21 protein-coding genes and 1 pseudogene are annotated in these 22,033 nt (G+C 29.5%); 21 read left to right on the top strand and 1 reads right to left on the bottom strand.

Going from position 1 to position 22,033, the window contains the following annotated elements; all coding sequences use genetic code 11:
- Positions 1 to 70 precede the first annotated feature (70 nt).
- On the top strand, positions 71 to 1,204 hold the full coding sequence (dnaJ, locus tag Q0Y03_RS09140) for a molecular chaperone DnaJ (protein ID WP_297713522.1): 1,134 nt from the start codon (positions 71 to 73) through the stop codon (positions 1,202 to 1,204).
- Between the two features lie 32 nt (positions 1,205 to 1,236).
- On the opposite strand, the gene Q0Y03_RS09135 is transcribed toward dnaJ, so the two are convergent.
- Positions 1,237 to 1,914, bottom strand: coding sequence for a hypothetical protein (locus Q0Y03_RS09135; RefSeq protein ID WP_297713521.1), 678 nt, complete (start codon positions 1,912 to 1,914; stop codon positions 1,237 to 1,239).
- A 234-nt stretch (positions 1,915 to 2,148) separates the two neighbouring features.
- On the opposite strand from Q0Y03_RS09135, the gene Q0Y03_RS09130 reads away from it, so the two are divergent.
- The 20 genes and pseudogenes from Q0Y03_RS09130 (at position 2,149) to ppdK (ending at position 21,740) form a co-directional block, all read left to right on the top strand.
- Complete coding sequence (locus Q0Y03_RS09130) at positions 2,149 to 3,699, top strand: nitrite/sulfite reductase (protein ID WP_297713520.1); 1,551 nt, start codon at positions 2,149 to 2,151, stop codon at positions 3,697 to 3,699.
- Positions 3,700 to 3,885: 186 nt separating this feature from the next.
- Positions 3,886 to 4,542 (top strand): tRNA (guanosine(46)-N7)-methyltransferase TrmB, encoded by a 657-nt coding sequence (gene trmB / locus Q0Y03_RS09125; RefSeq protein ID WP_297713519.1) that lies wholly within the window; start codon positions 3,886 to 3,888, stop codon positions 4,540 to 4,542.
- 318 nt (positions 4,543 to 4,860) lie between these two features.
- Entirely contained in the window at positions 4,861 to 6,048 is a 1,188-nt protein-coding gene (locus Q0Y03_RS09120; RefSeq protein WP_297713518.1) for an O-antigen ligase family protein, read from the top strand.
- Between the two features lie 135 nt (positions 6,049 to 6,183).
- Positions 6,184 to 7,125 (top strand): 50S ribosomal protein L11 methyltransferase, encoded by a 942-nt coding sequence (gene prmA, locus Q0Y03_RS09115; RefSeq protein WP_297713517.1) that lies wholly within the window; start codon positions 6,184 to 6,186, stop codon positions 7,123 to 7,125.
- 21 nt (positions 7,126 to 7,146) lie between these two features.
- Positions 7,147 to 7,908, top strand: coding sequence for an RsmE family RNA methyltransferase (locus Q0Y03_RS09110; RefSeq protein ID WP_297713516.1), 762 nt, complete (start codon positions 7,147 to 7,149; stop codon positions 7,906 to 7,908).
- On the top strand, positions 7,908 to 9,212 hold the full coding sequence (gene mtaB / locus Q0Y03_RS09105) for a tRNA (N(6)-L-threonylcarbamoyladenosine(37)-C(2))-methylthiotransferase MtaB (RefSeq protein ID WP_297713515.1): 1,305 nt from the start codon (positions 7,908 to 7,910) through the stop codon (positions 9,210 to 9,212). Before Q0Y03_RS09110 ends, mtaB begins: the two co-directional genes overlap by 1 nt.
- Before the next feature lie 99 nt (positions 9,213 to 9,311).
- On the top strand, positions 9,312 to 9,656 hold the full coding sequence (locus Q0Y03_RS09100; RefSeq protein WP_297713514.1) for a histidine triad nucleotide-binding protein: 345 nt from the start codon (positions 9,312 to 9,314) through the stop codon (positions 9,654 to 9,656).
- A 123-nt stretch (positions 9,657 to 9,779) separates the two neighbouring features.
- Positions 9,780 to 9,956 (top strand): 30S ribosomal protein S21, encoded by a 177-nt coding sequence (gene rpsU / locus Q0Y03_RS09095; RefSeq protein WP_003441547.1) that lies wholly within the window; start codon positions 9,780 to 9,782, stop codon positions 9,954 to 9,956.
- A gap of 30 nt (positions 9,957 to 9,986) precedes the next feature.
- Positions 9,987 to 10,437 (top strand): annotated as a pseudogene (locus Q0Y03_RS09090) (GatB/YqeY domain-containing protein).
- A gap of 104 nt (positions 10,438 to 10,541) precedes the next feature.
- A complete protein-coding gene (gene yqfC / locus Q0Y03_RS09085) occupies positions 10,542 to 10,820 on the top strand; it encodes a sporulation protein YqfC (protein ID WP_297713513.1) in 279 nt (92 codons plus the stop codon).
- Positions 10,821 to 10,827: 7 nt separating this feature from the next.
- Positions 10,828 to 11,967, top strand: a complete 1,140-nt coding sequence (yqfD, locus tag Q0Y03_RS09080; RefSeq protein WP_297713512.1) for a sporulation protein YqfD — start codon at positions 10,828 to 10,830, stop codon at positions 11,965 to 11,967.
- 31 nt (positions 11,968 to 11,998) lie between these two features.
- Positions 11,999 to 14,062 (top strand): HDIG domain-containing metalloprotein, encoded by a 2,064-nt coding sequence (locus Q0Y03_RS09075; RefSeq protein WP_297713511.1) that lies wholly within the window; start codon positions 11,999 to 12,001, stop codon positions 14,060 to 14,062.
- Positions 14,063 to 14,179: 117 nt separating this feature from the next.
- On the top strand, positions 14,180 to 14,680 hold the full coding sequence (ybeY, locus tag Q0Y03_RS09070) for an rRNA maturation RNase YbeY (RefSeq protein ID WP_297713510.1): 501 nt from the start codon (positions 14,180 to 14,182) through the stop codon (positions 14,678 to 14,680).
- 22 nt (positions 14,681 to 14,702) lie between these two features.
- Positions 14,703 to 15,404 (top strand): diacylglycerol kinase, encoded by a 702-nt coding sequence (locus Q0Y03_RS09065; RefSeq protein WP_297713509.1) that lies wholly within the window; start codon positions 14,703 to 14,705, stop codon positions 15,402 to 15,404.
- Between the two features lie 129 nt (positions 15,405 to 15,533).
- A complete protein-coding gene (locus Q0Y03_RS09060; RefSeq protein WP_297713508.1) occupies positions 15,534 to 15,935 on the top strand; it encodes a cytidine deaminase in 402 nt (133 codons plus the stop codon).
- Between the two features lie 9 nt (positions 15,936 to 15,944).
- Complete coding sequence (gene era / locus Q0Y03_RS09055; protein ID WP_294387162.1) at positions 15,945 to 16,835, top strand: GTPase Era; 891 nt, start codon at positions 15,945 to 15,947, stop codon at positions 16,833 to 16,835.
- Positions 16,836 to 16,842: 7 nt separating this feature from the next.
- A complete protein-coding gene (recO, locus tag Q0Y03_RS09050) occupies positions 16,843 to 17,592 on the top strand; it encodes a DNA repair protein RecO (RefSeq protein WP_297713507.1) in 750 nt (249 codons plus the stop codon).
- Between the two features lie 7 nt (positions 17,593 to 17,599).
- Positions 17,600 to 18,202, top strand: a complete 603-nt coding sequence (locus Q0Y03_RS09045; protein ID WP_297713506.1) for a DUF4342 domain-containing protein — start codon at positions 17,600 to 17,602, stop codon at positions 18,200 to 18,202.
- Positions 18,203 to 18,388: 186 nt separating this feature from the next.
- Positions 18,389 to 19,027: a helix-turn-helix transcriptional regulator gene (locus tag Q0Y03_RS09040; protein ID WP_297713505.1), complete on the top strand. Its 639-nt coding sequence runs from the start codon at positions 18,389 to 18,391 to the stop codon at positions 19,025 to 19,027.
- Between the two features lie 82 nt (positions 19,028 to 19,109).
- Positions 19,110 to 21,740, top strand: coding sequence for a pyruvate, phosphate dikinase (gene ppdK / locus Q0Y03_RS09035; protein ID WP_297713504.1), 2,631 nt, complete (start codon positions 19,110 to 19,112; stop codon positions 21,738 to 21,740).
- The last annotated feature ends 293 nt before the right edge of the window (positions 21,741 to 22,033 follow it).

Here is a 22,033-nt window from a genome sequence, read left to right as displayed (position 1 = left end):
GGTATTTACGAATATTTTTATAAATGTTAATATAGATTAAGTTAGATATAAATAGGTGGTGAGTATATAGATGGCAAATAAAGACTATTATGCTGTTCTTGGCCTTGAAAAAGGTGCGAGTGATGATGAAATAAAAAGAGCCTTTAGAAAGCTAGCTATTAAATACCATCCTGATAAAAATCAAGGTAATAAGGAAGCAGAAGAAAAATTTAAAGATATAAATGAGGCATATCAAGTACTTTCTGACCCAGAAAAGAAGGCTAGATATGATCAATTTGGTACTGCTGACTTTGATGGAAGTGGATTTGGAGCAGGTGGATTTGGTGGCTTTGACTTCTCAGATATGGGAGGTTTTGGTGATATATTTGAAAGCTTTTTTGGAGGTGGTGGTTCTTCAAGAAGAAGAAACGGACCAGTAAAAGGTTCTGACATAGAATACAATTTAAATTTAACTTTTGAAGAAGCTGTATTTGGAGTAGAAAAAGAAATCACAATAAATAGAAATGAAAATTGTGAATCTTGCAGAGGTACTGGTGCAGAACCAGGAACATCACCAAAGACTTGTCCAACATGTAATGGAAGTGGGCAAGTTAGAGTTCAAAGACAAACTCCCCTTGGAAGCTTTGTAAGTACTTCAGCTTGTGATAGATGTGGAGGAAAAGGAACTATAGTTGAAACTCCATGTTCAAGTTGTAGTGGTAGAGGAAAAGTAAGAAAGACTAGATCAATTAAAATAAATGTACCAGCTGGTGTTGATACAGGTAATGTAATGCCACTTAGAGGTCAAGGTGAACATGGTTCTAATGATGGACCTCCAGGAGATTTATATATTAGAATAAACGTGGCTAAGTCTAAACAATTTGATAGAAGAGGAAATGATATTTATATAGAAACTCATATATCAATGGGAAAAGCTGCTTTAGGTGTTGAAATAACAGTTCCAACAGTAGATGGAGATGTTAAGTATACTATTCCAGCAGGAACTCAATCAGGAACAATGTTTAGATTAAAAGGTAAGGGTGTACCTAAGGTTCATTCAAATACTAGAGGAGATCAATACGTAAAAGTAATAGTTGATACCCCTAAGAATTTAAATTCTAAACAAAAAGAAGCTTTAGAAGCATTTATGGAAGCCTGTGGAGAAAGTGTTGATGGAGAAGTTACACATAAAAAGGGTTTAAAAGATTTATTTAATAAGAAGTAAAAAAAGATGTTGCAAAGTTGCAACATCTTTTTTTACTTAGTAAGTTCACTTAATACTTTAATAATCTCTTCGTGTCTATTTGAGCTGATAGCTATACTTAAAACAGTATTTTCATTATCAATACCAGAATCTTTCAATAAATCTAGGTTATCCACTTTAATACCATATAAATTACTATTTCCAGATTGATCTTTTGCGGTTACTAAGGCTTCCTCAGGTATATTTAATGAAGCAAATCCTTCTAATGAGTTTAAATCTAATAACATATTGTTAGAAGCGAAAAATTCAAAATTATTCTTTTGAATTAAGAGAATATCTAGTTCATTAGCTGCTAATTTAACAGCAAAGACTTGCGTTGTTGTTGGATCATCACCATAGTTTGAATTAGCATTAATTAAAAGACTATCTGTAAATATAGTAGATTTTTTATCATTTCCTAAAATGTTTTCATTTAGTGTATCTTTAAGTTTATTGAAATTATCTGTATTAATAGTAGAACCATAATATGTTATATTACAATAAATATCTTGTTTTGTGATAAATGAATATGTCATATAACTTATAATTATAATAGCAAGTAATGTACCTATTATAGGAAGTTTATAATAATCATATATAAATTCAATTTTCTTTTTAGCAGATAAAGATTTAAAGGTTTCTTTAACAGATACTTCTGAGTCTAAATGTGGTTTGTTTCTTTGTTTGACCATATAATCACTCCTTGTAAATATGTACATTATTTATATTTTATAGAAAAAAATACAAAAAATCAATTGATAGAAATTTTAAAAAATGGTAAACATTTAAAAAGTTAATGGTTATAATTAAATATTTAAATAGTTAATTAATAGAAAATAAAGTGGATTATAGTATAATATAGAAGTGAATATTTGTTATGATAACAAGGAATATTAAAAAGAGTAGCAATAATATGAGGTGATAATATGGAAAAATTAAAGGAAAGACTTTTACCAGAAATTGAAGAATTTAGAAAAGTTGGACGTAAGTTCGTAAATGGAGAAATGTCTGTTATGGACTTTAAGCATGCATCAGGTGGAATGGGAGCATATGCTCATCGTGGTGGTAAGGAGTTTATGTTAAGACTTAGAATGCCTTCAGGTATAATAACTATGCCACAATTAAAAATGATATATGATTGGGCAGAAAAGTATAAGTTAGGTGGATTACATTTTACTACTCGTCAAGCAATTCAATATCACGGATTATCAATAGATGAAGTATGTGATTTAATGAAGGAAGCATTAGATAAGGATATATATACACGAGGAGCAGGTGGAAACTTTCCAAGAAATGTTGCTTTATCACCATTATCAGGTGTTGATAAAGAAGAAGCATTTGATCCAACACCATATGCAGTAGCTACTGGGGAATATTTTATGGAGAGAATAACTAGTTACAAGTTACCAAGAAAGTTAAAAGTATCTTTCTCTAATGGTTCAAATGATACAGCGCATTGTACAATACAAGATTTAGGTTTCTTAGCAGTGAAGAAGGATGGTAAGGAATATTTTAGAGTATATCTTGGTGGAGGATTAGGAAGAAACCCTAAGCTTGCATTAATATATCCAGAGCTTATTGAACCTAGTGAAGTATTAAATTATGTTGAAGCCATGGTTAGATTATTTAAAGCTGAAGGAAATTATGAAAATAAAGCTAAAGCTCGTGTAAGATATATGGTTGATAAATTAGGAGAAGAAGGCTTTATTGATGAATATAAAAAGTATGTTGAAATAGTAAAAAAAGAAGAGGGTTATAATCTATCAGTAGAAGCTAAAAAGTATACTAAAGCTGGTATAGAAACAAATACAACTAATTCAAGATTAGTAGCGCAAAAGCAACCAGGATTATATAGTGTTTATGTACATCCAATAGGAGGTCAAATAAAGCTAAGTGATTTAAGAATTATTATATCAACATTAGAAAAATTTGATGATCCTGAAATTAGATTATCAATGACAGAGGGTGTATACTTTAGAAACTTAAATGGAAAAGAAGCAGAAGAGTTATTAGAAGTTACAAAATCAATGGGAGGAACAACTTCATTTGATTATAGTGTAGCATGTATAGGAGTTCCAACATGTCAAATAGGTATATGTGAAAGTCAAGGGGTTTTAAGAGAGACATTAAATTATGTTAAAGAAAATACTTCTAATATTGATTTATTACCTAGATTATATTTCTCAGGATGCCCTAACTCTTGTGGTGTACATGAAATAGCTGAAATAGGATTTACAGGAAAGAAAAAAAGAATTAATGATGTTATAGAAGAAGCATATGAAATTCATGTTGATGGAAGTTTTGTAGAGGGAGAAGCAAGGTTAGGAAAATGCTATGGGGATATTGCAAAAAAAGATATTCCAATGTTTATTTGTGAATTAGCTAATAATTTAAATTCCGCTAATAAGAGCTTTATTGAGTATATAAAGAGTAATGGTAGTGAATTTAAGACTTTAGTTGAAAAGTATAACTGTTAGTAAGTATAAATAATTATTAAAATTATCCACAATATACTATCTTTGTAAATAAGAAGTTGTGTATTGTGGATTTATTATTATATAAATAAAAGTTGTTATGAAGATGTATATAGAGTTGAAATAAAAGAAATAATCTGTATAATTAATCTATAAACTTAAAGAAATGATTTGGAGTGAACAAAAGTTATGAGAATGAGAAGAAAGCCTTGGGCAAGACCTGAATTAGAAAGTTGTAAATTTTTTATACAGAAGCCAAGTGAATATAAAGGTAGATGGAGAGAGTTTTTTGGAAATGATAAACCAATGTATATGGAATTAGGTTGTGGAAAAGGAACATTTATGGCTGTACATGGTTCTAAAAATCCAGATATAAATTATATAACAGTAGATATAAAAGATGAAGTTTTAGTTTTAGCCAAAAGAAATATTGAAGAAGCATATAAAAAAGTTGGTCATGAAATAGACAATGTTGCTCTTATGTCCCAGGAAATATTATTGATAGATGATATGTTAGATGAAAATGATGTTATAGAAAGAATATATATTAATTTCTGTAATCCATGGCCAAAAGAGCGTCATAAAAAGAGAAGATTAACTCATACAAGACAACTTGAAAAATATAAGAAGTTTTTAAAGAGTGGTGCAGAAATTTGGTTTAAGACAGATGATGATGAATTATTTGAAGAGTCACTTGAGTATTTTAAAGAAAGCAACTTAGAAATTAAATATATTACTTATGATTTACATAATAGTGGATTTGAAGGAAATGTTACAACAGAGCATGAAGAAATGTTTACAGCTCAAGGGATAAAAACTAAATTCTTAATTGCTATATATAAATAGAAAATGTATGTTAGAATTTAAAAAAAATATAAGTTGATAAAAATGACTATAAGGATAAAAAACTTAAGTGAATATCAAGTAAAAAGAAAAAATAGAAATATATATAATTTATAACAAGATTTATTAGTAAATATATAAATGTAAACATCATGTTATTAGATAAATAAAAATATTTATTGGAGATACTAAGTATATATTAAAATATTTATGTTAAATTTAATAAAAAGATAGTTAAAGTTTTTGAATAAAGTTTTTAGTATGTGTATACTTAGTCAAGTTACATAATATGGTGTAAATAATAAATGTTGGTGGTAAATTATGATATACTTTATTATTATGATTGTTTTTTCACCTTTTACAGCTATAATTCCGGCTGTATATGCAGTGAATTTAATATTTAAAAAGAAATTAAAAATAGAAAAAAATTATTGGAATATAGGTTTGTTTTTATTATTTATATACTCTGTATTTAGTGGTGTTGTAAATAATAATTTATTATCCTTATTAGCATCTTCTATATTATTTTTATATTTTGGCTTAAATGTATTTTCTCAAAATTACTTTGTTAAGATGAGTAGAATAAATATAGTCATTAAGTATTTGGTATATTTAAGTGTAATTGCAGCTATTGGAGGGGTAATAGAAAAGATAATATTTATTTTGATAGGAATGCCGCATCATAGAGTTTTTAGTTCTTTTGGAAATCCTAACATGGCAGGAGCTTGGTTTGGAAGTATAATATTAATGATATTTTATTTAAAGTGCATCAATAAAAGAGAAAAGGATTCTATAAAATATAATTTTTCAATTATATTAATAATATTAGCTTTATTATTAACTGAATCAACAGGAGCATTTATTGCTTTAGTAGGAGCAATATTTGTATATTATATATTAAAAGAGAAAAAAGATGTAAGAGGACTAATAGCAATTTGTATTACTGTAACAATAAGTTCTATTTTTTTCTTTATAGTGCAGAATAAGATTGCTAACACAACACCTATTGGGGAATTGGTAATATCTTTCAATTCGAGATATCGTATTTGGATTGGAGCTATAAGTATGATATTAAAAAAGCCTATTACAGGATGGGGAATGTTAGGGATGATGCAACAAGGATCAAATTTTGTTTTTAGTGATGATCCAAGTTTACATAATAAAATAATTGATTTTTTAATTCATCCTCATAATTTGTGGTTAACATTTTTAGTTACTTTGGGAATTGTAGGGCTTTTAATATACTTATATATTAAAATTAATTTGTATAAAAATATGGTAAGCTTATACAAACAACATAATAAAATGCTGCCTTTAATTGCGTCTATAAATACAATGATAATTATTCAGGGAATTGTAGATTGTACTTTGTATGCACCACAGTTAGCCATAATTTTTGTTTTTATAGGAACAGTGACTTATAATATGGCTAATAATAAAATCGTTAGAAAAGTTAACTTCAGTAAAGATAAGAATAAGAAAAATGATAATAAAGATATAGCAGTTTAAATTAGCTATTTAAGGGTAACTATATGTAAAAATATAGTTATCCTTTTTGTATATAAATTATTCTAGACTTTATGTAAACATACGTGTAAAATATAGTATTAGTCAAGGAGAAAGATTTGAAAGGATGATTCAATAATGGATGGAACATGGATAGAAGTTAGAGTAATAACTAAAAGTGAAGCATTGGAACCAATATCAGGAATTTTCTATAGCTTAGATTGCAAAGGTGTTGCAATAGAAGATCCTGAGGATATTTTAGGAAGAGAACAAGGTCCGTTAACATGGGATTTTGCAGATATAAATGTTTTAGAGCATAAAGGAAAAGTTGCAGTTGTAAAGGCTTATTTTGCAGAAGAAGATAATATTGAAGATGTATTACAATATGTTAATGAAAGGTTAACAGAGCTTAAAGAAATGGGCCTTGATTTAGGAGAAGCTAAAGTTGAGCACGAAAAAATGCACGAAGAGGATTGGGCTAATACATGGAAACAATATTATAAACCATCAAAAGTTGGTGAAAAGATAGTTGTAAAACCAATATGGGAAGAATATGAAGCTAAAGATGGAGAGTTAGTTGTAGATTTAGATCCAGGTATGGCATTTGGAACAGGAACACATGAAACTACAAGAATGTGCATTCAAGCTTTAGAAAGATATGTTAAAGAAGAAAGTACAGTATTTGATGTTGGATGTGGATCAGGTATACTAGCTATAGCGGCAGCAAAACTTGGAGCAAAGTTAGCTGTTGGTGTAGATTTAGATCCAGTTGCAGTTGAATCTTCAATAGAAAATGTTGGATATAATAATTTAAATAATATTGAAATACTTCATGGAAATCTTGTTGAAGTTATTGATGGGAAAGCTGATATAGTTGTTGCGAATATATTAGCTGAAATAATATGCATATTAACAGATGATGTTAAGAGAGTTTTAAATGATGGTGGAATTTTCATAACATCAGGAATAATTCATGATAGAGTTGATATGGTTTGTAAAAAACTTGAAGCTACTGGATTTGAAGTTATTGAAAAAAATAGAGATGGTGAATGGAACTGCATAGTTGCAAAATTAAAATAATTTTTAGGAGAGAATCAAATAATGCATAAATTTTTTACTCCAAAAGAATTAATTAACGGAGATGTAGCTAAAATAATTGGTGATGATGTAAAACATATATATAAAGTTCTTAGAATTTCTGAAGGTGAAAAAGTAACATTAAACAATTGTGAAGGTGTTGAATATTTAGGAAGAGTTAAGTCTGTTTCTAAACAAGAAGTTTTAATAGAAATATTAGAAAAGCTAGAATTAAATAATGAAAGTAATGTGAAGATATATTTATTTCAAGGGCTACCAAAGTCTCAAAAAATGGATTTAATAGTCCAAAAGGGAACTGAGCTTGGAATTACAGAGTTCATTCCAACAATAACTCATAGGGTGGATGTTAAATTAAAAGGTGAATTTAAAAAGTTAGATAGATTAAATAGAATAGCTTTAGAGGCTGCAAAACAAAGTAAGAGAAGTATAATTCCTAAAGTGTTAGAGCCTATTGAGTTTGATGAAGTTTTAGACAAAATAAATTCTTTAGATTTATTAATAGTTCCATATGAAAATGCAAATAATTTTGGTATAAAAACATTGATTAATGAATTAAGAAAAGAGAATAATATAGATAGCATTAAAAATATTGGAATATTTGTAGGGCCTGAGGGCGGAATAGAAGAAGATGAAATTGAAAGACTTAAAGATAAAGGAGCTTATATAGTTACTTTAGGAAAAAGAATATTAAGGACTGAAACAGCAGGATTTGTTGTAACATCCTTAATACAATATGAGCTGAGTGATTTAGGAGGAAATGATTAATGAAAGTTGCATTTGCTACATTAGGTTGTAGAGTTAATGTGTATGAATCAGAAGCTATGGCGGAAAAGTTCATTAGAGAAGGATATGAAGTAGTGGATTTTAATGAGTTTTCTGATGTATATGTAATAAATACTTGTACAGTTACTAATATGGGAGATAAAAAATCAAGACAAATAATAAGTAGGGCAAGAAGAGCTAATCCAGATGCTATAATTGCAGCCGTTGGATGTTATTCACAAATGGCACCTAAAGAAGTTTCAGAAATACCAGGGGTAGATGTAGTCCTAGGTACAAGAAATAAAGGTGATGTAGTTTATTATGTTAACAAGGCAAAGGATGAAGGTCAGCCACAAGTACATGTTCAACCTGTACTACAAAATAAAAAGTTTGAAGATTTAAAAATAGAAGATTATCAAGATAAAACTAGAGCGTTTTTAAAGATTCAAGATGGATGTAATAGATTTTGTACATATTGCACAATACCTTATGCTAGGGGATCAGTTTGTTCAAAGGATCCAAATAAGGTTTTAGAAGAAGTTAAAGAATTGGCAGCTAATGGATTTAAAGAAGTTATACTTTCAGGAATACATACTGCTTCATATGGATTAGACTTAGAAGGCAATATAAATTTAATTAATATAATAGAAGATATAGAAAAAATAGATGGAATAGAGAGAATTAGAATTGGATCTATTGAGCCAGCATTTTTCACTGAAGAAGTTATTGAGAAGATTAAAGGGTTTAAAAAGTTATGCCCACACTTCCATTTATCGCTTCAAAGTGGTTGTGATGCAACATTAAAGAGAATGAATAGAAGATATACAGCTGAAGAGTATGAAGCTGCGGTTAATATGTTAAGAGAAACATTGCCAGATGTATCAATTTCTACAGATGTAATTGTTGGCTTCCCAGGAGAGACTGAAGAAGAGTTTAATGAAACTTATGAATACTTAAAAAGAATTCATTTGACTAAGACGCATGTATTTAAATATAGTCCAAGAAAAGGAACTAAAGCGGCAGATATGCCAAATCAATTAGATGGAACTATAAAAGATATAAGAAGTAAGGCTTTAATAGAGTTAAATGATAAAAACGAGCATGCCTTTACAGAGAAGTTCATTGGAAGAGTGATGGATGTTTTAATAGAAAAAGAAATTAAAGATAAACCAGATTTCTATGAAGGATATACAAGAAATTATATAAAAGTAATAGTACATTGCATGTCAGCTGATATTACTGGTAAAATAGTAGATGTAAAGATTGAAGAAGCAATAGGAGATTATGCTATAGCAAGTATGGTTTAAAAAAGCCTTTGAAAAGAAAACTTATTCTTCTAAAGTGGAATGAGTAACTTCAACTAACCAAATTGAAAATTTGGAGTGTCAGTTAAAGGAGGTGAATTTATGGGAGATTGTATTTTTTGTAAAATAATAGCTGGAGAAATTCCATCTAAGAAGATATATGAAGATGATAAGGTTCTTGCATTTTATGATATAAGTCCAGCAGCACCAGTTCATTTTTTAGTAATACCAAAAGAGCATATTAGTAGTGCTAATGAAATAACTGAAGAAAATTCTGAAATAGTTTCACACATATTCGTGATAATAAATAAAATAGTAAAGGAACTAGGTATTGCTGATTCAGGTTATAGAATTGTAAATAACTGCGGAGCTGATGGGGGTCAAACCGTAAATCATATACATTTTCATATATTAGGTGCAAGAGAATTAAAATGGCCACCTGGTTAATATAAAAATAGTATAAATAATATTGACATTTTTGTGACCATTATTGTATAATACAATATGTGTTATTAAGCCCGTAGCTGAGTTAAAGATACTAATTTGAGCTAGCGGAGGGAGGGATAATAGATGTCAGAAATCAAAGTTGGAGAAAACGAAACACTAGAAAGTGCATTAAGAAGATTTAAGAGAAAATGCGCAAGAGCTGGGGTTCTTTCAGAAGTTAGAAAGAGAGAACATTACGAAAAGCCAAGCGTAAAGAGAAAGAAAAAATCAGAAGCTGCAAGAAAGAGAAAATTCAAGTAGTTTTTAATTTTTGAAACAAGGTATTTAAGTATGCCAACAATAAAAGAAAGACTACAAGAGGACTGAAAATAATCATTAAAATCTAAAGATAAATTTAGACTTAATGTATTAAGTAGTCTAAGTCTGCTGTATTGCTAGTAAAAAAACCGATGGTGTTACGCTTGAGGACGATAAGGTTATAGAAATATTAGCAAAAGAAGTCAAGCAGCGTAAATAAGCAATGCTTGAATTTGAAAAGGGAAATAGACAGGATTTGATTAATCAGAATAAATCTGAAATTGAAATCTTGCTAGGTTACCTTCCTCAGCAATTAAGTGAAGAAGAAATTTTACAAATTGTAAAAGAAACAGCTACAGAAGTGGGTGTCGATAACATGAAGGACATGGGTAAGCTTATGTCAGCAGTTAGACCAAAGGTTGTAGGCAAAGCAGATAGAAAACTTGTTAGTCAGATTGTTAAAGAGTATTTAAATAGTAAATAGTTAAAAGAACTCAATGTAAATTGGGTTCTTTTTTATTTTTGTTATTTTCTTTAAAATAAAATCATAAAGTACATTGAGAGAGTATTATTTAAAGGAGAGAAGTTATGGAAAATAAGTTTAATAGAAGTAAAGAGGTTTTGATTGAAAAACTTGATCTCCCTAAAGATGTATTACTAGATGTACCAAAGATTATAGTAACAGGAAGAAATGAAGTAACCATAGAAAATCATAAAGGGATAATGGTTTTTGAAAGAGATAAGATAAAGATAAATACTAATATGTCACCAATTGAGATAAATGGTAGTGAGTTTGAAATATTATATATAGCAGCTTCAACTATAACTATTAAAGGTTATTTTAATTCGATTGAATATGTGGGGTGAATAGAAAATGGCTTTTGATAAGATAAAAAATGGAAAAATATTAGTTGAAATTAAAATATTAAATACTGAGAAGTTGTTAAATTTATTTTGGACAAAGAACATAAGAGTTTATAAAGTTAAGAAAAGGGATTTTGCAACATTAATATTAGAGATTGATTATTTGAATTATGCAGAAGTAAAAGCGTTGGTGGAAAGTTTAGGTGGCAGAATAAACATTATAAAAAGTGCAGGGTTTGTATTCTTTTTAGGTAATGTTAAAAAGAAGTTATCATTAGTTATTGGTGGAATTATGTTTTTATGTATTATATATTATTTATCTACTTACATATGGGCTATAGAGGTAGATGTTCAACAAAATATACCACCCTTTGAAATAAGAAAGCAGCTAAATAGTATAGGTATTAAACCTGGAATTGCTAAAAATTCTATAGATGTGAAAGAAATAGAGAAGCAGTTAGAAAATATGAGTTCGGAAATATTGTGGTTAAGGGTTAGAGTTGAGGGGTCTACCTTAAAGGTTGTAATAGAAGAAAAGATAAATCCACCACAAGAACAGAGTTATGAATATGGAAATTTAGTTGCAACTATGGAGGGAGAAGTAAAGAGAGTTTACACTTTTGCAGGTAGAGCAAAAGTTAAGAGTGGGCAATTAGTTAAAGCAGGAGATGTTGTAATAGAGGGGGTAGATGGGAGTGAAGGAGGAGAGTATATTTTACCACCAAGAGGAATAGTTATAGCCAATACATTTTATGAAAAATCTATAAATGTAAAAGTTAATGGAACTACGCTAGAAAGAAGTGGAGAAAAAGATAGTGATATTTATATAAATATTTTTGGTAAAAAAATTTATTTAAAAAAGGCTATAAAAGATTTTGAACATTATGATAAAATAGAAGTGAGTGGTAAAATGTTTAATAAGGTGTTATATTATGAAAGAGTAGAAAAAGATATAAATTTATCGGAAGATGATGCTATAGAAAAGGCAGTTAATGATTTAGAAAAATCTTTATTAAATGAGCTAAGTAGAGATGCAAAGATAGTTGACAAATTAGTTGATAAAGAAATGAAAGATGAAGAAAATATGTTGATAAATGTGGTTTTTGTTGTAGAGCAAAATATAGTAAGTGAGGATACTGTAAGATATTAGATAATTAGGGTAGGATGAGAAGGTGAACAAAATGAAAGATAAAAGTGGTGTAGATAAAAAGACACAGAAAGACAAATGGAAAAGAATATTTTTATTTACTGTAACAGCATTCTTAGTTTATTTTATAATAATGACTGTTGTGACTCCTAAAAGGTATAATTTCAATGAAGGTGATATTGCTAGTGTTGATATAAAGGCACCTAGGGATATTATTGATGAGGAAGCTACAAGTGCAAAGGAACAAGAAGTAGCAGATAAGGTAGAAAAAAAGTTTACTTTGAAAAATGAAGTAAAAATTGAAGCAAGTCAGAATATAAAAACATTTTTTGATAAGTTAATTAATTTAAAGAGTAGTGAAATAGAAGAGAAAGAAAAAATTAATGAATTAAAGAAGATAGAGTCATTTAAGCTTTCAGATAACCAATATAAAGCATTATTAGATCTTAGTGTTGATAAAGACACAGAGTTACAATGGATAGCACTAGCAGCAATTGATAAGGCATATGAAAATCAGATAGAGGAAGGAAATGCTGATGAAATAGAAGAAGCAAAGGCTTCTGTAGAGGAATATTTAGAAAGTCAGAGTTTAGATATTAATCTTGAAGATGTTTTAAAAGAAATGTGTGATAGCCAGGTAAAGGCAAATTACTTTTTTGATCAAACAAAGACAGATGAAGCTGTTAAGGAAGCCTTAAAAAGTGTTTCAAAGGTTATGATAAAGAAAAATCAAATTATAGTAAAAGAAGGAGAGCCAATTACACAAAAGCAAATAACTATACTTAATGAATTAGGATTAGTAGGAGAAGGAATAAGCAAGGATTATATATATACTTATATAATAATAGCATTTTATGTATTATTTATATTGATTTTGCAGTATATGTATTTAAAAAAAGAGCGAAAAGAAGTTCTTTGTAACACTAAGCTTGTATTTTTAATATTATTATTAAACTTGATATCATTAGTAACAACAAGAATTTTTACATTTGTATCGTTATTTTTAATTCCAATAGCATGTTCACCAATACTTATTACTGTATTTTTAGATTACAAAGTTTCAGTTATAATTAGTTCTTTAAATTTAATGTTTATAGCAGTTATAGTAGGGTTTGACCCACAAGTTATTTTAGTAGGTATAGTTGGGACAATTGTAGCATCGACTTCTTTAAGGAAGATTAGCCAAAGAAACGATATATTATATTCCATTATTTATGTTGCAATTTCTGCTTCTATTGTTGTTTTATCAAGTGGAGTGCTTTTATCGAATAATATAAAGAAAACATTACTTGATATGGCGTTAGTTGCATTAGGAGCTTTTATTTCAGGAATATTAGCTATGGGGTTATTACCATTTTTAGAATCTAGTTTTAGTTTAGTTACTAATATGAAATTATTAGAGCTTTCAAATCCTAATAGTCCTTTATTGAAAAGATTATTAATGGAAGCTCCAGGAACATATCATCATAGTGTTATGGTTGCAAACTTAGCTGAGGTTGCAGCAGAAGAGGTTGGAGCTAATCCTATGTTAGCTAGGGTTGGAGCCTATTATCACGATGCAGGTAAGATAAAAAGACCTTTTTTCTTTGGTGAGAATCAATTAGGGGGAATTAATCCTCATGATAAAATTTCACCAGCTTTAAGTGCATCCATAATAATATCTCATGTTAAAGATGGATTAGACTTGGCAAAAGAATATGATATACCTAGTGCAATAAGTGATATGATGATTCAACATCATGGAACAACATTAGTTAAATATTTTTATTATACTTTAAAAAATAATAGTGATGATCCAGATAGTATAAAGGAAGAAGATTTTAGATATCCAGGCCCTAAGCCTCAAAGTAAGGAAGCTGCCATAATTATGATGGCAGATAGTGTTGAAGCAGCTGTAAGATCAATTCAAGAGCCTACATTCGATAAGATTGAAAATATGGTAAATAATATAGTGAAAGATAAATTGAACTCAGATCAATTAAATGAATGTGATTTGACTTTTAGAGATTTAGAAACTATAAAGAGTTGTTTCTTAAAGGTTTTAAAGGGAATTTATCATCATAGAATAGAGTATCCAAAAGAAAATGGTAAAGAATAAAAGGGGAGGGTTACCTCCTTTTTTATTCTAAATTACTAAGTTAAAAAGCATTATAGCTAATAAAGGTTAATTTAAAATATACATAATTTAAATTATGAAAAAATGAAAGGAGAAGTTATGTTATATACTGATAATAGACAAAATAAAATAGAAGTGAATGAGGAACTCATTAATATTATAAATGAAGTTTGTGAAAAGGCTTTAAAGGCTGAAGAGGTAAATATTCCTTATCAAATATCACTTTTATTTGTAGACAATGAAGAAATAAGAGATATAAATAGAGAAACTAGAGGGATAGATAAAGTTACTGATGTGCTATCATTTCCTATGTTAGACTATCCTAAAGGTAAAGTTTTTAAAGGGGTTTATAAGGACACTAAATTTAATGAGATATATTTAGATGGTGAAGAGCTAGTATTAGGTGATATGGTTTTATCTTTAGAAAGAACAAAGGAGCAAAGTATAGAATATAATCATTCTTTTAATAGAGAAGTGTGCTACTTAGTAGTTCATTCTATTCTTCACTTATTAGGATATGATCATATGGAAAGTGAAGAAAAGAAAATCATGAGAAAAAGAGAAGAGGAAATATTGGGGGATTTAAATATAACTAGATAAATGTAGGTAGGGTGAGTAATTTATGGAGATGAAAAAATTATTAGAGAGCTTTAATAATGCAATTGATGGCGTAGTTGATGCTGTAAGAACTCAAAGGAATATGAAAATTCATATATTAGCATCTATGGGTGTTTTAATTGCTTGTTTTTTCTTTGATGTATCAAAGGCAGAATTTCTGGCATTGGCAATAACAATCACAATGGTAATTAGCGCTGAATTAGTCAATACAGCTGTAGAAGCAGCGGTAGATTTAAATACTAATTATTATCATCCTTTAGCGAAGATAGCTAAAAATACAGCAGCAGGAGCAGTGCTTGTAACAGCAATAAATGCAATATTAGTAGGATATATTGTATTTTGGGATAAACTTTCTAACTTTTCATTTGAGGTAGTTTATAAAATAAAACATTCAGAACCATATATGATATTAATAGCATTAGTTATAGTTGTTTTGGCTGTTGTTATAATAAAAGCTATTTTTGGTGAAGGAACACCTTTAAAAGGTGGTATGCCTAGTGGACATAGTGCATTAGCATTTTCTATTTCCACAGCTATAGCATTAATAACTGAAAAGCCTATTTGCATTATATTAGCCTATTTAATGGCATTTATTACTGCTCAAAGTAGAGTTGACTCAGAAGTTCATACTGTATTCGAAGTTATAGTAGGAGGAATATTAGGAATATTATTAACTTTATTAATATTTACTATATTTAAATTATAAAATTTAAGTAATATTCCAAATTTAATTAGAAGTGTATTTAATAAATATATTGATATTAATAATATAAATTAAATCAACATTTGGAATTTTGCTTATATGTGATATACTATTTAGATGGAGGAATTAAAAATGGAATACAAAAAATTAATACAAAGTGCTTTAGAAGCAAGAGAAAAAGCTTATTGTCCATATTCTAATTTTAAGGTTGGAGCAGCTATATTATTTGAAGATGGAAAAATATATACAGGATCTAATGTAGAAAATGCATCTTTTGGAGCAACTAATTGTGCAGAAAGGACAGCTATTTTTAGAGGTGTACATGAAGGAAATAGGGAAATAAAAGCTGTGGCTGTTGTTGGAGATACTAATTCATACACTTATCCATGTGGAATATGTAGGCAAGTAATTGCAGAGTTTATAGCAGACGAAAAAGTTCCAGTAATAATAATAAAAAATGAAAATGACTATATAGTAAAAACTTTTGAAGAAATATTACCAGGTGTTTTTTCAAAAAAAGACTTAAAAGGCTAGGAGGCTAATATGTATAAATCAGGATTTGTAACAATAGTAGGAAGACCAAATGTAGGAAAATCAACATTAACTAATCAGATAATGGGAGAAAAACTATCAATAGTTTCAAATAAACCGCAAACTACAAGAAACAACATACAAACAATATTAACTGGAGATGATTATCAATTAGTGTTTGTTGACACTCCAGGAATACATAAACCAAAGAATAAACTAGGAGACTATATGGTTAATGCTGCAACTAGCTCTATAAAAGAAGTAGATTTAGTTGTATTTATAATTAATCCTTGTGATGAAATTGGAAGAGGAGATAAATTTATATTAGAGGCATTAAAACAACAAAAAGCACCAGTATTCTTGGTTGTTAATAAAGTTGATGAAAATAGTCATGAAAAAGTAGCTAAAACACTTGATATGTATTCAAAGGAATATGATTTTGCTGAAATAGTACCAATATCAGCATTAAAGGGGAAAAATGTAGATACTCTTGTAAAATTAATGGTAGAAAAAATGCCAGAGGGTCCACAATATTATCCAGAGGACATGATTACAGATGTTAATGAAAGATTTATTGTTGCAGAAATAGTAAGAGAAAAAACATTAAAGAATTTAAGAGATGAAATTCCTCATGGAATAGCTGTTGATATTATTCAAATGAAGCAAAAAGAAAATGGAACATATCATATTGAGGTAGATTTAATATGTGAAAAGGACTCACATAAGGGAATAATAATAGGAAAGAACGGAGCATCTTTAAAGAAAATTGGAGAGACTGCAAGATACGAAATAGAAAGATTTTTAAAAGCTAAAGTTAATTTAAAGATATGGGTAAAAGTAAGAAAAGAATGGAGAGATAATGGACTTTTACTTAAGGAATTAGGATATAAAAAGACAAAGTAGATAGGAGTTGAGTATTCTGTCTATTGAGAAGACTAAGGCTATAATAATTAAGGCTATAGATTATAAAGAAAATGATAAACTTATATGGGCTTATTGTGAAGATTTAGGGAAAATAACCTTTATAGCTAAGGGGGCAAAGAAGAGTAAAAGTAAAAACTTAAGTTTGACTTTACCCTTATGCTTTGGGGAATATATATTTTTTAAAGGTAGAAATTTGTATAACCTTCAAGAAGGAAAAATTATAAACTCATTTCAGGGATTGTTAAACAACTTAGATAAGCTTACGTATTCTTCATATGTTTGTGAATTAATAGATATATGTGTACAAGATGCCGAAGTAAATAAGGAGTTGTTTAGGAATTTTATAACTTGTTTATACTTATTAAATACAGATGCTATGGATTATGAGTTATTAATAAGAGCTTTTGAATTGAGATTGTTGAGTGCTACAGGATATGGGTTGGAGTTTGATAAATGTTGTATTTGTAAAAAAGTAATAGGAACAAGTGATTATATTTCATTATCACACTTTGGTGGTGTATGTGTAGAGTGTAATAAGGAACATGGACTTTATATTTCTAGAGCAGGATATAATGCTTTAAGATTTTTAAATAATACACCAATGGATAAAATTTATAGATTGAATGTAAATAAAGAGATTAAGAATCAAATAGAAAAGGTAACAACATTTATAATAAATTCAAATTATTCAAGAAAGCCGAAAAGTTTAGAGATGTTAAATTATATAAAGGAGTAGAGGAAATATGGATATTACATTGGAAATGGTTGATCAAGTAAGAGAAAGAACTGGAGTAAGTTATGCAGAAGCAAAACAGGCATTAGAAGAAGTAAATGGAGATGTCTTAAATGCAATTATATTACTTGAAGAAAAATCAAAATATAATGATTTAAATGAAGTTAAACAATCTGAAACTATTGATGAGTTTAAGGGATGGTTAAAAGAGTTAATAAATAAAGGAAATGTTACTAGAATTAAAATAACTAAAGATGGCAAAAAGATAGTTGATGTTCCAGTTAATGCTGGAATAGCAGCAGGTGTTATAGCTATAATAATTCCATCTATATTAGCATTTGTTGTAGTAGCAGCTGTAGTAACTCAAGTTACAATTGAAATAACAAAGGCTGATGGTACAGTAGAAGTTGTTAATAAATATATATCAGCGGCTGTTAACGAAGCGAAGGATAAAGCAAATGGTTTGGCAGATAAGGTTAAGGAAAAAGTTCAAGATGTAAATTTAGATGGAATAAAAATGCCAAATAAATTTAAGGAAAAGGAAAAAGAAGAAAAGGAAAATAATACCTTTACTTATACTGTGAATTTTGATGATGATAATGGGAAAAATTAGGAAATTAAAGAAAAACAACGATATAGTCTAGAAAAAAAGGGACAACAGGAATATTCAGCTAATATGAGTGATTTTTCAGAAAATTAAGCATAGTCAAAAAGTGAGAAAATGTTATAATTATACTGTGAATAAAAAATATTCTTAATTGTCTGAATATTCCTTAAATAGTCGAAAAGAGGGATAGCATTGAAGTTTACAAAAAGACAAGAGGCGATAATTAAGATAGTTAAAGATGAGCAGCCAATTACAAGTGAAGCAATAGCAGAAAAACTTGGAGTTACAAGAGCTGCTTTAAGAGCAGACCTAGCAATACTTACAATGACTGGTACTTTAGATGCTAGACCTAAGGTAGGTTATGTGTATTTAGGGAAAAAGATTGATGGGGAGATTTTGGAGAATTTATCCAAAATAAAGGTTGGTGACATTATGTCTAAGCCTGTAACCGTTAACGATGATACTACTGTATATGATGCAATTGTTCATTTATTTTTACATGATGTAGGAACACTTTTTGTTGAAAACAATGGGAATTTAGTTGGGGCAGCATCAAGAAAGGATTTTCTTAAGATAGCAATTGGAGGAACAGATATACATAGGGTTCCAGTTGGAGTTATCATGACAAGAATGCCTAATATAATTTATGGTCATCCAGAGGATAGTGCCTATTCACTAGCTAAAAAAATAATAGAACATGAAATTGATAGTATACCGATAGTAGAAAAATCCTGCGAATCAGACAATGGAAAAGTTAATTTAAAGATAGTTGGCAAAATTTCTAAGACTAACATAACAAAACTATTTGTTAATCTTGGAGAAGCAAATTAAGGGTAGTTTAAAGGGTAATTATGGTAGCTACGAGACAGAGTCTTGTTAGTATATATTATTGTATGAACGGAGGAGTATTGAGATGGAGAAGAAAAAGTATGTTTACCTTTTTAGTGAAGGTGATGGGTCAATGAGAAACCTTCTTGGAGGTAAAGGGGCAAATTTAGCAGAAATGACTAGAATAGGGATTCCTGTTCCTCAAGGATTTATAGTTACAACTGAAGCTTGTAACAAGTATTATGAGGATGGAAAACAAATTACAAATTCAGTTGTAGAAGAAATATATGCAAACATTAAAGAATTAGAAAGAATAACAGGAAAAGAATTTGGAAGCAACACAAACCCATTATTAGTTTCTGTAAGGTCAGGGGCAAGAGTTTCAATGCCGGGTATGATGGATACAATATTGAATCTTGGTTTAAATGATGTTGCAGTAGAAGCTGTTGCAGTAGCAACAGGAAATCCAAGATTTGCTTATGATTCATATAGAAGATTTATTCAAATGTTCTCTGATGTTGTTATGGGAATAGAGAAGAGATTATTTGAAAATTTAATAGATGAAGCAAAGGAAGCAAAGGGTGTTAAATATGACACAGATTTAGATGAGAATGACTTAAAGGAACTAGTTGTAAAGTATAAGGAGTTATATAAGAAAGAAAGGGGTGAAGAATTCCCACAAAATCCAACAACACAATTAACTGAAGCTATTACAGCTGTATTTAGATCATGGGATAACCCAAGAGCTATAGTTTATAGAAGATTAAACGATATTCCGGGTGAATGGGGAACAGCTGTTAATGTTCAAGAGATGGTATTTGGTAATAAAGGAAATACTTCAGGAACAGGTGTTGCATTCTCAAGAAATGCTGCAACTGGAGAGAAAGAAATATATGGTGAATATTTAATGAATGCACAAGGGGAAGATGTTGTTGCTGGTATTAGAACACCACTTCCAATAGCTAAATTAGAAGAACAAAATCCTGCTATATATAAACAATTTATAGATATAGTTAATACTCTTGAAAATCACTATAGGGACATGCAAGATATGGAGTTTACTATTGAGGAAGGAAAATTATATTTCTTACAAACAAGAAATGGTAAGAGAACAGCTCAAGCAGCTTTAAAAATTGCTGTTGATTTAGTTGAAGAAGGTATGTTGACTAAGGAAGAAGCAATTCTTAAAGTTGAACCTAAGCAATTAGATTCTTTATTACACCCAACATTTGATTTAACAGAAATGAAAAAGGCTACTGTTATAGCTAAGGGACTTCCAGCATCTCCAGGAGCAGCTTGTGGTAAAGTTGCATTTATTGCAGAAGAAGCTAAGGAAAGGGCTGAAAAAGGAGAAAAGGTTGTTTTAGTAAGACTTGAGACTTCTCCAGAAGATATTGAAGGTATGATAGCTGCTGAGGGTATATTAACAGTTAGGGGAGGAATGACTTCACATGCTGCAGTTGTAGCAAGAGGTATGGGTACTTGCTGTGTAGCTGGATGTGGAGATTTAAAGGTAAATGAAGAAGAAAAAACATTAGAGGCAAATGGTAAAGTTTATACAGCTAATGATTATATTTCAATAGATGGTTCTACAGGAAGTGTATATGGAGAAGCAATTAAGACTGTTACTCCCGAGATTTCAGGTCATTTTGCAACATTTATGGGATGGGCAGATGAAATAAGAAAACTTAATGTTAGAACTAATGCTGATAATCCAAGAGATACAAAACAAGGTGTTGAGTTTGGAGCAGAAGGTATAGGGCTTTGTAGAACAGAGCATATGTTCTTTGAAGAGGATAGAATAATGGCTATGAGAGAGATGATTGTAGCTAAGAATGAAGAGGAAAGAAGAGCAGCCCTTGAAAAATTACTTCCAATTCAAAGAAAAGATTTTATTGGAATTTATGAGGCTCTTCAAGGAATGCCAGCTACAATAAGATTTTTAGATCCACCACTACATGAGTTCTTACCTCATACAGATGATGAGATAGAAGAACTTTCAAAGACTATGGGGTTAACTTTTGAAGAATTAAAATCTACAGTTGAAAGTTTACATGAATTCAATCCAATGATGGGGCATAGAGGATGTAGACTAGCTGTTTCTTATCCAGAAATTGCAGAAATGCAAACTAGAGCAGTAATAGAAGCTGCAATAGAAGTTAAAGTTGATAAAGGATATGATATAGTTCCAGAAATTATGATTCCGTTAGTTGGAGAGGTTAAAGAATTAAAATTTGTTAAAGATATAGTTGTTAGAACAGCAGAAAAAGTTATGGATGAAAAAGGAGTTAAATTAAATTATCATGTTGGTACAATGATTGAAATTCCTAGAGCTGCTATAACAGCTGATGAGATAGCAAAAGAAGCTGAATTCTTCTCTTTTGGAACAAATGATTTAACTCAAATGACATTTGGATTTTCAAGAGATGATGCTGCTAAATTCTTATCAGACTATTATGAAAGAAAGATATACGAACAAGATCCATTTGCTAAGCTTGATCAAACAGGTGTGGGTCAATTAGTTAAAATTGCTGCGGAAAAGGGCAGAGCTACAAGACCAAACATTAAGTTAGGTATTTGTGGAGAGCATGGTGGAGATCCATCATCAGTTGAATTCTGCCATAATGTTGGATTAAACTATGTATCTTGTTCACCATTTAGAGTACCAGTTGCAAGACTTGCAGCAGCACAAGCACAAGTAAAAAATCCAAGATAATATAAACCGAGATAATATAAAAAAGGAACGCTTTCGCGTTCCTTTTTTAATGAACAACTGAATTCTATTGCGCACCACGTGGAAGAGAAAAAATGAAATATTTATTTTCCGGGAACTGTGAAATTTTTGCCTAGAATTTATATAATTGATTCCGTGAAGTTGGCTAAAGTTTTTAAACTTAAGTGAGATTCAAAATTTCAATTTTGTTAATCGAACTTACACATTCGACGTAAGGAGAAGGTGCTTCCTTTTAAAAGGAAACTCACTCTTCACTATCGCTCAGAGGAGTAAGT

This window comes from Clostridium sp., from assembly GCF_026168755.1.
Taxonomy (GTDB): Bacteria; Bacillota; Clostridia; order Clostridiales; family Clostridiaceae; genus Clostridium.
Note: the sequence above shows the minus strand (reverse complement) of the source record. Positions and strands in the feature narration are given on the sequence as shown.